At 43.7% G+C, this 13425-nt stretch carries 14 protein-coding genes and 1 riboswitch; of the genes, 12 read left to right on the forward strand and 2 right to left on the reverse strand.

Annotated elements, in window-relative coordinates; all coding sequences use genetic code 11:
- The first annotated feature begins 94 nt into the window (after positions 1-94).
- From AS030_RS11750 to AS030_RS11780, 7 genes are all read left to right on the forward strand, one after another.
- Entirely contained in the window at positions 95-802 is a 708-nt protein-coding gene (locus AS030_RS11750) for a DNA alkylation repair protein (protein WP_061972042.1), read from the forward strand.
- Positions 803-1652: 850 nt separating this feature from the next.
- Positions 1653-2528, forward strand: coding sequence for a formyltetrahydrofolate deformylase (gene purU, locus AS030_RS11755; RefSeq protein WP_240482329.1), 876 nt, complete (start codon positions 1653-1655; stop codon positions 2526-2528).
- 73 nt (positions 2529-2601) lie between these two features.
- Positions 2602-2710, forward strand: a riboswitch (purine riboswitch).
- A gap of 150 nt (positions 2711-2860) precedes the next feature.
- Entirely contained in the window at positions 2861-4054 is a 1194-nt protein-coding gene (locus AS030_RS11760; RefSeq protein WP_061972044.1) for a nucleoside transporter C-terminal domain-containing protein, read from the forward strand.
- Between the two features lie 137 nt (positions 4055-4191).
- Positions 4192-4944 (forward strand): DUF2087 domain-containing protein, encoded by a 753-nt coding sequence (locus tag AS030_RS11765; RefSeq protein WP_061972045.1) that lies wholly within the window; start codon positions 4192-4194, stop codon positions 4942-4944.
- Positions 4945-4963: 19 nt separating this feature from the next.
- Positions 4964-5320, forward strand: coding sequence for a GIY-YIG nuclease family protein (locus tag AS030_RS11770; RefSeq protein WP_061972046.1), 357 nt, complete (start codon positions 4964-4966; stop codon positions 5318-5320).
- Positions 5317-6702, forward strand: a complete 1386-nt coding sequence (locus tag AS030_RS11775; protein WP_061972047.1) for an MATE family efflux transporter — start codon at positions 5317-5319, stop codon at positions 6700-6702. Before AS030_RS11770 ends, AS030_RS11775 begins: the two co-directional genes overlap by 4 nt.
- Positions 6703-6782: 80 nt before the next feature.
- Entirely contained in the window at positions 6783-7391 is a 609-nt protein-coding gene (locus tag AS030_RS11780; RefSeq protein WP_061972048.1) for a DedA family protein, read from the forward strand.
- A 369-nt stretch (positions 7392-7760) separates the two neighbouring features.
- Here the strand turns inward: AS030_RS11780 and AS030_RS11785 are convergent, their stop codons facing one another.
- Positions 7761-7970, reverse strand: a complete 210-nt coding sequence (locus AS030_RS11785; RefSeq protein WP_141687073.1) for a hypothetical protein — start codon at positions 7968-7970, stop codon at positions 7761-7763.
- A gap of 111 nt (positions 7971-8081) precedes the next feature.
- Positions 8082-8159: a MerR family transcriptional regulator gene (locus AS030_RS24815; RefSeq protein WP_129480452.1), complete on the reverse strand. Its 78-nt coding sequence runs from the start codon at positions 8157-8159 to the stop codon at positions 8082-8084.
- A 208-nt stretch (positions 8160-8367) separates the two neighbouring features.
- On the opposite strand from AS030_RS24815, the gene AS030_RS11790 reads away from it, so the two are divergent.
- The 5 genes from AS030_RS11790 (at position 8368) to AS030_RS11810 (ending at position 13286) form a co-directional block, all read left to right on the forward strand.
- Positions 8368-8712: a DUF3870 domain-containing protein gene (locus AS030_RS11790; protein ID WP_141687074.1), complete on the forward strand. Its 345-nt coding sequence runs from the start codon at positions 8368-8370 to the stop codon at positions 8710-8712.
- A gap of 316 nt (positions 8713-9028) precedes the next feature.
- Positions 9029-10333: an Nramp family divalent metal transporter gene (locus AS030_RS11795; protein WP_338082328.1), complete on the forward strand. Its 1305-nt coding sequence runs from the start codon at positions 9029-9031 to the stop codon at positions 10331-10333.
- A 145-nt stretch (positions 10334-10478) separates the two neighbouring features.
- Positions 10479-11117: a response regulator transcription factor gene (locus AS030_RS11800; RefSeq protein ID WP_061972921.1), complete on the forward strand. Its 639-nt coding sequence runs from the start codon at positions 10479-10481 to the stop codon at positions 11115-11117.
- An 11-nt stretch (positions 11118-11128) separates the two neighbouring features.
- Positions 11129-12229, forward strand: coding sequence for a sensor histidine kinase (locus AS030_RS11805; RefSeq protein ID WP_061972050.1), 1101 nt, complete (start codon positions 11129-11131; stop codon positions 12227-12229).
- Between the two features lie 121 nt (positions 12230-12350).
- A complete protein-coding gene (locus AS030_RS11810) occupies positions 12351-13286 on the forward strand; it encodes an ABC transporter ATP-binding protein (RefSeq protein ID WP_061972051.1) in 936 nt (311 codons plus the stop codon).
- The last annotated feature ends 139 nt before the right edge of the window (positions 13287-13425 follow it).

Genomic DNA, 13425 nt, shown 5'->3' on the forward strand with positions numbered 1-13425 from the left:
GTTTTAAGAGGTCTGCCCGGCTGGGGCGGACCTTTTTATGTGGAGGGGTTTTAGGGTAGTGAAGCGAATTATAAGTAAGTGAGGTGATGAAAAAATGACAGTAGAAGAAATCATGAACCAGCTGGAAGAAATGGGCTCAGAGCAAACGATGAAAACCTTTAAGAATCATGGCGCACAGGAACCGTTTTTTGGCGTGAAGGTAGGTGACTTGAAGAAGCTGGTTAAGTTTGTGAAGAAGGATCAAGAGCTGGCTCTCGCATTGTATGATACAGGAAACCATGATGCGATGTACCTCGCCGGACTTGCGGTGGATCCGAAAAAGCTGACAAAAGAGCAGCTGGAACAGTGGGTAGATAAAGCGTATTGGTACATGCTTGCGGAGTATACCTTAGCCAATGCGGCAGCAGAAAGCCCGTTTGCGCTGGAGTTGGCGCACAAGTGGATGGATGATGACCGGGAGATGGTGGCTGCATGCGGCTGGAGCACCTATGCGGGCTATATGTCGATTACCGCGGACGAAGAACTGGACATGGAGGAAATTTGCGGGTTGCTGAAACGGGTGGAAGAGACCATCCACGGGGAGCGAAATCGTGTTCGTTACGCCATGAACGGTTTTGTGATCATGGCCGGAAGTGCCGTAGCCGAACTGCATGACGAAGCCTTTGCTGTCGCAAACCGGATCGGCAAGGTTGATGTGAATGTCGGCGACACCGCCTGTAAAGTCCCGCTTGCTGCTGACTATATCTTAAAAGTGAAGAACCGCGGCAAGGTCGGCGTGAAAAAGAAGACATGTATTTGCTAGTTTGGATGTTGATGGGGAAGGAGGTGGGGCTTTGTGATGTGAATAAATGGGTCGAAATTAGTCGAAATGCATTGAGGTTAATCGGTTTGAGAATATTTAAACCAAATTTGAGAATAAAGTGACTTGTTTTGAGAATATATAAGATTTTTTGAGAATAAAAGCAGGTACCCGATCAGGTCCTTCAAGTGAAACGGCATGAGACTCAGCTTAGTTCTTGGCTAAACAAACATAAAACCCCTGAAATTCCTATTAAATCTTTTGTAGTAATCAGCAATCCAAACTCCCAAATTGCAATTTCCCCCGAACATAAATATCTTCGTAAAAATATCCTTCATCGGGAAGCCCTCCCTCTTAAAGTCTCTGAATTAGATACTTTTCATGAGAATGTACTTACGGATAAACAGTTAAGGAAAATCATTCGTCTTCTATTATAACAACACAGCGAGGCAAACTCCGATATCTTAGAGCAGTTTGATATAAGAAGACATGAATTACTAAAAGGAGTTATATGCATGGACTGTGGCCTCACACCAATGGAAAGAAGACATGGAAGCGGGTTTTGTGCAAACTGTTATTGTACCTGCAAAAATGCGGATATTGATGCTCTTAAAGACTATTCCTGTCTGATTAGCCAGGCGATCACCAACCAGCAAGCAAGGGAGTTTCTTTGTATCTCTTCAATTCATTTAACCACTCGATTATTGCAATCAATACCACACACCACCAACGAAATCACAAATCCACCATCTACCACCTCCCCTCCAGCGACTAGCCCACTTTTTCATTTCACTTTTCCGCTCCAATGCCGTATACTCAGATACTAAAAGGCAAAGAAATGGAGATTGGGCAAATGAATGAACAGGCACGAAACACGAATAAAGCGAGACTGCTGATCAGCTGTGGGGACCAGCCGGGAATTGTGGCGGCAGTATCACAGTTTTTATATGGCCAGGGAGCAAATATTGTGGAATCCAACCAGCATTCCACGGACCCGGAAGCGGGAATGTTCTTTATGCGCGTGGAGTTCGAAATCGATAACCTGCACGAGCGGGCGGACGGGCTGAAACAAGCGTTTTCGAAAATCGCCTCCGAGTTTAACATGGACTGGCGGCTGTCACTGGCATCCAAACGAAAAAGGACAGCCATTTTTGTTTCAAAAGAACCGCACTGTCTGCTTGAACTTTTATGGGAATACCAAAACGGGGATTTGGATGCAGATATTTCGCTTGTCATCAGCAATCATGAAACCTCAAAAGGGTTGGTGGAGTCGCTAGGCATTCCGTTTTATTACATACCGGCGAACAAAGACATTCGCCAGGAAGTGGAGGAAAAACAGCTTCAGCTGCTGGCTGAGTATAACATTGAACTCATCATACTGGCGCGTTACATGCAGATTTTAACACCTAATTTTGTATCAAAACATCCGCACCGCATCATCAACATTCATCATTCATTCCTGCCGGCTTTCATTGGGGCCAATCCGTATGAAAGAGCCTATAACCGGGGTGTGAAGCTGATTGGGGCAACGTCTCATTATGTAACGAATGATCTCGATGAAGGTCCAATTATCGAGCAGGGAGTTGAGCGCGTTAGCCACCACCATAATGCGGAGGATCTGAAGAAAATTGGCCGTTCGATCGAACGAAGTGTGCTGGCGCGTGCGGTAAACTGGCATCTGCAGGACCGTGTGCTCGTTCACGAAAACAAAACCATTGTTTTTAATTAATTCAAAAAGTTTTTTAAAATAGGACTTTTTTCGCAGATATTGTCAAACCATGACGTATGTACTAAAATGACCATTATTAGCAAAGAATAATCCTTGTATAGTATCAGTACAATCGAATTCGGTCTGATAGTCTCTACCTGGCAGCCGTTAAATGCCGGACTACAAGGAAGTATGAATACATCAATGGAATGGTCACTTATCTTTGTTGGGAAAAAAACCTTTTTTCTCATATGGATAGACCCATTGCCCTTGCTTTCATGCTTTCTGTCCGGTGGACGGTGAGCAGGAAATAAGGGCTTTTTATATACGGAAAAAAAGTGGGAGTGGTTGGTTTGTATTTTTTGATTAATCTGCTTGGCATCCTGGTTGTGGTTGGCGTTGTTTTTGCGTGTTCCCCAAACCGAAGAAATGTGAAATGGAAATCGATCGGCGTTTTGTTTGTTGTTGAGCTGCTGATTACGTGGTTTATGCTCGGAACGAAAATTGGTACGGCGATCATTGACCGGTTTGCGGCGTTTTTCTCCTGGCTCATTCAATGTGCAAATGACGGTACGGCGTTTGTTTTTCCATCCGTTATGGCGAACGAAAACGTTGATTTCTTCTTTAGTGCCTTGCTTCCTATTATTTTTGTTGTTACCTTTTTTGATATTCTTTCGTATTTCGGTATTTTAACGTGGATCATTGATAAGGTCGGCTGGGTCATTTCGAAAATTTCAGGTTTGCCAAAGCTTGAAAGTTTCTTCTCCATTCAGATGATGTTTCTCGGGAATACCGAAGCGCTTGCAGTTATCCGCCAGCAACTGGTGGTGCTTAAACAACACAGGCTTTTGACGTTCGGTTTGATGAGCATGAGCAGTATCAGCGGCTCTATTATCGGCGCGTACTTAACGATGGTGCCCGCAACCTATGTGTTTGCGGCGATTCCGCTTAACTGTCTGAACGCGCTGTTGCTTGCTAGTATTTTGCACCCGGTGGATGTATCGAAAGAGGAGGACGTGGTTTACGTTCCGCCGAAGGAAGAAAAGAAAGATTTCTTCTCCACCATTTCAAACAGTATGCTTGTTGGTATTCGCATGGTCATTGTCATTCTCGCCATGGTCATCGGATATGTGGCATTAACGTCTGCGGTAAACGGCATTCTCGGCTTTTTCATCCATGGTCTTACGATTCAAAAAATCTTCTCATTCATCTTCAGTCCGTTTGCGTTCCTTCTGGGGCTTCCTAAACATGATGCCATGTACGTGGCGAAGTTAATGGGGATTAAACTGGCAACCAATGAATTCGTGGCCATGATGGATTTGAAAACACAATTGAAATCACTCCCGCCGCACACCGTTGCGGTTGCCACAACCTTCTTAACCTCATTTGCGAACTTTAGTACGGTCGGTATGATTTATGGAACGTACAACTCCATCCTCGGAGAAGAAAAGTCTGTGGTGATCGGTAAGAACGTTTGGAAACTGCTTGTGAGCGGAATGGCCGTATCACTATTGAGTGCGATGCTTGTTGGACTTTTTGTTTGGTAAAAAATAAGAAGGCCTTTCGGAATTATTTTCCGGAAGGTCTTTTTTTTCATTTTTTTACAAAAATTAATTTGACAATAAACAAACGATATCATATTATGTTTGTAAATAACTAAACGATAATAGGAGTTGTTTGTTTAATGGTTATATCCGATCGTTTTTGGGAAGCGCCGCTTGAGGATCTGAAAAAGGGTTATCTCGAAGAAAAGGAACAGTTTGTTTGCCTGCTCTGCGGAAATGAGGTAGAGAAGGGCATTATTTATCCACAGGACAATATTCTGTATGAAGCAGAAAAATTCATGAATCTTCATATTCAAAACGAACACGGATCGGTTTTTGATTATCTTATCGGTCTTAATAAAAAGCTGACCGGACTTACGGATCACCAAAACCGGCTGCTGCGTCTTTTTTATGAAGGAAAAAGTGACACCGAAATCAAGAAGGAGATGGAAGTCGGAAGTACTTCGACCATCCGGAACCACCGGTTTGTTTTAAAGGAAAAAGAACGACAGGCGAAAATGCTGCTGACACTGATGGAACTGATGAAAGAAAAGGATGAGCATGCGCCGTCATTGATCGCGCCTCACCAAACAGCTACCATGGTGGATGACCGGTACAATGTGACAAAAGAAGAGCAGGAGAAGATGCTTAAAAAGTATTTTATTGAGGGAAGCAAGTCATTAAAAACATTTCCGGCAAAAGAGAAGCAAAAGCTTGTGGTATTGCGTGAAATTTCTACCTTGTTTCATCCAAAAGAGACCTACTCTGAAAAGGATGTGAATGAGGTATTGAAAAGTGTTTATCACGATTTTGTCACGTTGCGAAGATATATGATCGAGTATGGGTTTCTGGATCGAAAACCGGATGGAAGTTCCTATTGGCTGAAAAAATAAGAGAAGGAAGGAAACAGTTTTGAACAGAAAGAAAGAATTAAAGCAGCAATATCTTGAAACAAAAATTGAAGCGGGTGTTTACGCCATAAAAAATACCGTGAATCATAAAGTGTTTGTGGGAAGCACCCGGAATTTAAAAACATTAAACGGTCGAAAGTTTGAGCTGGAGCAAGGTTCCAGTACGAACAGAGAGCTTCAGGCTGACTGGAATTTCTACGGAAAAGATGCATTCCAATTCGAGGTGCTGGAAACGCTGGAGAAAAAAGAAACAGGTTACTTTAATGAAAAACGGGAACTTGAAGTACTGGAGGACAAATGGCTACAAGAGCTGAAGCCATTTGGAAGCCGTGGCTATAATAAGGAAAAACCGCGATGAATGGAAATGAAGCGTTACAGGAACAGCCTTCACAGATGACGGTGATGAAGCCGATGATGCTTTTCCTCGTACCGCTGCTGTTCAGCAATGTGATGCAATCCGCTGGACAGCTGGTGGGCATGGTCATTATCGGGAGATGGCTTGGGGTCGACAGCGTGGCTGCGATCTCTGCCTTTTTTCCGTTGTTCTTTTTGCTCATATCGTTTGTGATCGGCATCGGTTCAGGAAGCTCCATCCTGATCGGGCAGGCGTTTGGGGCAAACAATGAGGAAAAGCTGAAGGCGATCGTTGGCACCACGTTAACCTTTACCTTTTTGCTCGGGGTGGTGCTTGCTATACTGGGCGGCATTTTCACGTATGAAGTGTTGCGAATCATTGGTACACCTGACAACATTATTCAGGTGAGCGCCCATTATGCGCGCATTCTTTTCTGGTCGCTCCCGGTTTTGTTTCTTTATTCGGTGTACACAACCTTCATGAGGGGAACCGGGGATTCCAAGACTCCGTTTTACTTTCTGGTTGTGAGTACGGTACTGAATATTGCTTTAATGCCGGTGTTTGTGTTTGGCTGGATGGGTTTCCCTGAGACGGGTGTTTACGGTGCGGCTTATTCATCGTTAGTCTCTACCGTTGTTGCCTTTATCGCGATGATTTTTTATTTGCGAAAAACCAGTCATCCGCTACAGTTTGATTCCTCAATTGCCAGCAAACTGAAAATCAACAAGGAACTGCTGAAGCTGTTGCTAAAGCTGGGCATTCCATCCAGTATCAGCATGATCCTGCTGTCCATATCGGAGATTGCAGTCATTTCGTTCGTTAACCTATATGGATCGGATGCTACGGCCGCCTACGGGGTCGTTAACCAGGTGGCAAGCTATGTGCAGATGCCGGCCATCTCATTGAGTATCGCGGTATCAATTTTTGCGGCTCAATCGATTGGAGCCAACCAGATGGAACGGCTGAAACTGGTCATTCGGTCAGGACTGTTGCTTAACTACTTGCTTGGAGGAACAATCATTATCCTGATCTACCTTTTCTCCCGGCCGATTTTGAGTTTGTTCCTGACCAACGGGGAGACGGTGGATATCGCTCACAGTCTTTTGGTGATCACGTTGTGGAGCTATGTGATTATGGGCCACTCCGCGATATTAAATGCCACAATGAGAGCGAGCGGTACTGTCCTGTGGCCAACGATATTGAGTATCCTGCCCATTTGGCTGGTTGAGGTTCCGCTTGCTTATTACCTCTCCCAATATACCAGTCTTGAAATCAGAGGAATCTGGGTCGGGTATCCCGCCGCCTTTATTGTTACGCTTGCCCTGCAGTATGCGTATTACCGGTTGTCATGGAAGAATAAACAGATTGTCCGTTTGATTGATTAGTAAAAAAACCGCTTTGGGTTGAAACCAAAGCATTTTTCATTCGTAGTAGGTAAGGGAGTGCAAGCGTTCAGGAGGTTTTTATGCAAAACTGGATTACTGATGTGATCGAACAATTCGGGTATATCGGCGTGTTCTTTATGATTGCCCTTGAAAATATTTTTCCGCCGATTCCCTCCGAAGTTATTCTTACATTCGGGGGAATGATGACGTCCTTTTCCAAGCTTACGGTGTGGGGTGTGATTCTGGCTTCCACGGCGGGTTCTGTATTTGGAGCAGCAGTGCTATTTAAAATCGGTACCTATCTCGATGTTCCGCGACTCGAACGAATCGTTGACCGATGGGGACATATACTAAGGTTGAAAAAGGAAGACATTCATAAAGCGGACAGCTGGTTTGACCGTTTTGGCTATTGGGCGGTGTTCCTTTGCCGGCTCGTTCCCTTAATCAGAAGTTTGATTTCTATTCCGGCGGGGATGTCAGGCATGAGGTTCAGCCTTTTTCTGTTGTTCACAACGCTCGGCACATTGATTTGGAATACGATTCTGGTCTATGTCGGCGCCGCGTTTGGCCGAAACTGGGAGCAGGTGGTTTATTTTATGGACATCTATTCCAACTTGATGTATGCCTTGCTTGCTGCTGGACTGTTGCTCTTCTTGTTTTTATATGTAAAGAAGAGAAGAGGAAGATAAGAAAAAACAGGAGAAGATTCATGCTTCTCCTGATTCTTGTGCCATCATTTTCCTATAGGTGTTCCACCATCCTGGGTAAGAACCGTTTTTGAAGGGGTAAGAGGAAAAACACCGGACGCAGTCAGTACACCCAAAATAACAAATCCTACTCCAAACAGCTGTGGGTAAGTAACCGCTGCTCCTGAAGGACGTTTTACCAGATCCTATTTTTTGTATGCCTAGATTCCACCATAAATAACCGAACACGGACGTACAAAAACCATAAAGAGAATGGCAGGCGAAAAAAAACTTACAGCATATTTCCCAAGATTGAATGTGGCTCCGGTAAATACTGCAAAAGCCGAATAAGAATATAGACTCTCTGATTTTTCATCTCCTCGCATCCTCTTCCAATAATGTGTTTTGCAGTTTTTCCTTGGTGATCATCATGATGCCTTCCAGTTCCCGCTTTTTCTCTTCCATGTTTCTCAGATGCTTTTCCAGGATGTTTACTCTTTCCGTCAGAACAGGGACGGCCTTGTAATCCGGGTCTTCCGCAAGACTGTCCCAGATGTACCCATCCTGCACGAATTCTTTCATTTCTTCCAAGGGCATCCCGGTATCCTTCAGGGTTTTTAAAAACATGATGAATGCCATAACTGTTTTCGAATATAAGCGCTTATGGCCATTCTGCCTTTCGGGTTTTGGAAGTCATCCCAGCTTTTCATAGTAACACAGTGTATGGGCACTGATGCCCGTATTTATTGCCGCTTCACCGATCGTATACATAATAAATCATCCCCTTCTTTTTTAATCAAGATTACAACTTAGAGTCAGCTTTAAGTCAATGGTAATTTGGAAAAATAAGCAAACCATCTATGGGATTTTTATTTTCAGGTACATATATATTTTTGCTCCTTTCACCGTAAGATAGCACATAAGGTTTGTTACAATAAGAAAGAAAAACAAATCACAGACAAAGAAGGGGTCTGGCAAAATGAGTAAATTAGTAAAGATGAAAACGGTGCTTGTTACGGGATATGCGAAAGCGCCACAGGGAAGTTCCATGTTTGAACTATACAAAACTTCCGGCATTGTTATGGAAATTGACACAGAGACCAATTTGATTGTGAATGCTGAATTTACCTTTGTTACAGAACTGGCAAGGGACTTCTTGAGAAGAGTGATCGTGGGTTATGATCTTTCTCAGGGACTTGACGGTTTGGTTCAGAGAATAGAAGATTATTATTATACGCCATCCACCAATTCAGTCATTATGGCGGTAAAAGCGGCGTACAAAAGATATATGGAAAAGATGAGACAGTCGCAAACAACTCATTGAAACCGTTTGCAGATCTTGCTAAAATAAACAATAATTAAAGAGTATACGATTGGAAAGTGTCTTCTTAATGGTGAAACACACCCATTTCACAGTAATTAGGAAAGTCCCGCTATCCATAGCAGTAGGGAATCGCGTCAGACTCCTTATGCCTATGGTTTAGTGCGGGCTTTTTTTGGTGCTCTTTGGAAAGGAGATGGATATTTAAATATTAAGTATTCAAAATTTTCTATACTAGTGACATAATAGATTTGAAGGAAAAGTTTTATCGTGACGAGTTTAGAAAACGCTTTACTAAATTATGAAAAGGGGACTGGAGATGAAAAGTGAAGCAAGTGCAGGCACGGAACTCAACCATACGTCTATGAAAAACGCGGGAGCTCCGCCACAGACATGGGGCCAAAAATTGAAAATGATCGGTCCGGGCTTTGTTGTGGCGGCTACCGGTGTGGGAACAGCTGATATGATCACAGCTATCGTTATCGGAACATCGTTCGGGATGACCTTTGTTTGGGCGGTTATTGTAGGGGCTATTTTAAAATACTTTTTGAATGAAGGAGTAGGCCGCTGGTATTTGGCCACCGGACAAACGATCTTGCAAGGGTGGCATTCACTGGGAAGATGGGCAACAGGTTATTTCGGTGTTTATACTGTCATCTGGGGATACATATACGGTGCTGCTGCAGCCTTAACGTGCGGTCTTGGCATGCATGCGATGTTTCCCATCATGCCGGTTTGGGCTTGGGCGGTTGTCCATTCGCTATTGGGCTTTGTCCTCGTTTGGACAGGGCGTTACCTTTTGTTTGAACGGATTATGACCGTGTTGATTGGTGTGATGTTTATTACGATTATCGGGACTGCCCTTCTCTTTTTACCAAGCTTGGGAGAATTTGCGGGTGGTATTGTTCCTAAAGTTCCAGATGGGTCCTTCGTGCTTGCGCTCGGTTTGATTGGCGGAGTAGGCGGAACCATCACCATGGCATCCTATGGCTACTGGCTGAAGGAGAAAGGATGGAACGGCAGGGGATGGATTTCTATTATGAGACTGGATGCCAAAGCTGCGTATGCCATGACGGGCCTTTTCTGCATGGCAGCACTTATAATTGGTGCTAAATTTTTATATGGTACAGATGTTGAACTTCGTGGAGACCAGGGGCTAATCAACCTTGCCCAAATGCTGGGTGAAGAATTTGGAACTCCGATGAGATGGCTGTTCCTGGTTGCCTTTTGGTCAGCGGCCTTTACCTCACTTCTTGGCGTATGGAACGGTGTGCCTTATCTGTTTGCTGATTTTATTAAAACGATTCGTTTGAAAAAAGGAGAAGTGAAAGCGATAAAGCCGGTCTCAGAAAAGGAGCCGATGTATCGTCTATACCTGGCATGGCTGACGTTTCCTCCAATGCTGATCTTTTTCTTCGGAAAACCGGTGGAATTGATTATCCTGTATGGAGCACTTGGCGCGTTGTTCATGCCGTTTTTGGCCATATCTCTTGTGGTTCTTCTGAATTCGAAGCGGGTTGAGGCGGAATATCGAAACAAGTGGCTCGCCAATGCCGTACTTATTGGATGTATACTGATGTTTGCTTTTCTTGGAATCAATGAGCTGCAAAACATCTTTAAATAATCCTCAAGGAAGGGCTTGTCCAAAGGGACAGGCTCTTTTTGTATGGAAAAAAGGATTTTTGGTAAAATAGAGCCAATTAACTATAGAAGAAAGTAAGATTATTATAGAAGGATGTGAGCAGCAGATACGATCTGCTGAAATGAAAATGACAATAAAAATTGTGATTGCGGATGATAATTCCTTTATACGGGAGGGCATGAAAATCATCTTGAGCACATATGGAGATTTTGAGGTGCTCGCAACGCTTAATGACGGACAGGAGGCCGTGGACTATTGTAAATGGAACAAAGTGGATATCGCTTTGCTTGATGTACGGATGCCGAACATGAACGGAGTGGAGGCAACAAAGCTGATTGCGGAACAGACAGTCACAAAGCCGGTAATCCTTACTACCTTTGATGATGATGAATACATATTTGATGCCATTAAAAACGGGGCAAAAGGGTATCTGTTAAAAAATACAGAGCCCGAGCGGATCAGAGAGGCTATAAAAAGTGTTTATCATGGCAATACCGTGATGCAGGATGTAGTGCTGGATAAATTAAAATCAAATATGGACGGAAGCAAAAAAGATGAGCACAAGATTGACGCCAGCTTGTTTACCGAGCGTGAAATGGGCATCATGGCACTGATCGCCAAAGGATACTCCAATAAATCCATTGCCAAGCAGCTCTTCATATCGGAAGGTACGGTTGCCAACCATATCACGTCTATTCTGGGCAAAACCGGACTGGAGCATCGGACACAGATTGCCATCTATTATTTAACCGGGTCTGTTGGGTAGAGGCGAAATAAATGGAACTATGGATCATTTACACCAAGCTGGTCGTTGTGCTTTTTCTTGCGGTCAGCTATGCCCACGCCAATGTGGATAACCTGCCGAACATCGTTTTTTGCCTTCTTTTGTATATCAGCATGAATAGTATCTTGTATGTATTCAGCAAGGAAAGAATCAGACAAGGGATTCTGCTGGGGTCGGTCATCCTCATCTGTCTGTCCTTTTACGATGTGAACCCGCTGTTGATTCTGCTGCTGCCCATCAATTTTTATGAGTTGGCATCTCCTTTTATTAAAGTGAAGTGGGCCCTTTTGGCACTGGGATTAATTCCGGTTTTTTACTTGCCGGAAGCAGAATATCTTTATGGCCTGGTGTCCGCTTTTAGCTTCGTGTTGTTTACGATGGCTACCCGCTATTCGGAAAAAATGATGATGTATGAAGATAAGCTCGATAAAATGAGGCATGATATACAGCGTCTTACGGCCAGTCTCAATGAGAATCAGGAATACATTAAACAGTCGGAATACACCAACCGCCTAGAGGAAAGAAACCGGATCTCCCAGCAAATTCATGACAGCATCGGACACTCCATGACCGGAGCACTCATTCAGATGGAAGCGGCGAAAAGTCTGCTCAGCCTGGATACGGAAAAAGCAAAGGAGCTTATGCAAAACGCCATTGCCATTTCCAAACAAGGCATTGAAGATATTCGGATCACCTTAAAGAACATGAAACCTCCAACAGAACAGATGGGAGTACAACGGTTGAAGCTGATTCTCGAAGAGTTTTCCGTCAAACACCGGATCAAGGTTCCTTTTGTCTATAAAGGGAACATGGATATGATCACACCAATTCAGTGGAAGATTATCACAGAAAATGTTACGGAAGCATTGACGAACGCCTTAAAATACAGCAGAGCAACGGAGATTTCCATTGAAATTCATGTACTCAACCGGATGGTCAAAGCAGAGGTTAAAGATAATGGAAAAGGTGCCCAAAGGGTTGTAAAAGGCCTTGGCATCATGGGGATGGAAGAGAGGACCGCATCAGTGAACGGAACCGTCATTGTTGATGGGACGAACGGATTTTCCGTTACGACCCTTCTTCCCATGGGCTAAAGGAAGGTACTCATGGAAAGAACATGAGAATTCTCATATGAAAAGAGTGAACTAATGCACTGCGTTGGTTCGCTCTTTTTCCGTATACTGACACTATAAAGAATAACTAGAGGTGAGATGGATGAACGTTTTGGAAATTAATAATCTTACAAAAAAATTCGGTGACTTCATCGCTGTAGACAATATGTCCCTAACAATTAAAGAAGGAGAAATCTTCGGCTTTCTTGGTTCGAATGGAGCCGGGAAAAGTACCACAATTAATATGATTGCAGGGTTGCTGAGGAGCAACGAAGGAGAAATCAAAATTCTTGGCAAGAACATTGCAAGTCAAAGCAAGTTTGCCAAAAGAAACATCGGCATTGTTCCACAGGATTTGGCCATTTACGAAGATTTGACAGCCTATGAGAATGTCCGCTTTTTTGCCGGGCTTTATGGCCTCAGAGGTACAGAACTGAAAGACCGGGTAGAGGAGGCGCTAAAGTTCGTTGGCTTGCTCGATAAACAGAAGAGCTTGCCGAAAAACTTTTCCGGCGGCATGAAGAGAAGGCTTAACATCGCATGTGCCATTGCCCATAAGCCCAAACTCATTATCATGGATGAACCAACAGTAGGCATTGATCCGCAGTCGAGAAATTATATCCTGAATTCGGTTAGGCAATTGAACGAGATGGGATGCACCGTTATCTACACGAGCCATTACATGGAAGAAGTTGAAGAGATTTGTACGAGAATTGCCATCGTAGATCACGGCAAAGTCATCGCAGAAGGAACCAAAGAACAGTTGAAAGCCATTATCACCGATACGAAAGACATCTGGGTCGATGTAAAATCCAACGATAGCCTGGAAGAAAGTGCCATCAAGGAAATTAACGGAGTAAATACCGTTCAAGTCGAAGAAAACGTCGTTAAAATCAACTCCCAGGCCGAGGTAAGCAACCTGAATAAAATCATCCAGTATTTTATCAACCGCAACATCGAAATCCGTTCCCTCAAGGAGCAAGCACCCAACCTCGAAACCGTCTTCCTCACCCTAACCGGAAGAAACTTGAGGGATTAAGGAATTTTGGCAAAGCCAAAAGTTCCTACCATTAACAAATGGCGATAGCCAAAATCTCCTACCATTAACAAATGGCAAAGCCAAAAGTTCCTACCATTAAAAACAGCGCTAGCCAAAAGTTTTTACCTTAATGAGCCTA

The organism is Fictibacillus enclensis (assembly GCF_001457035.1).
Taxonomy (GTDB): Bacteria; Bacillota; Bacilli; order Bacillales; family Fictibacillaceae; genus Fictibacillus_C; species Fictibacillus_C enclensis.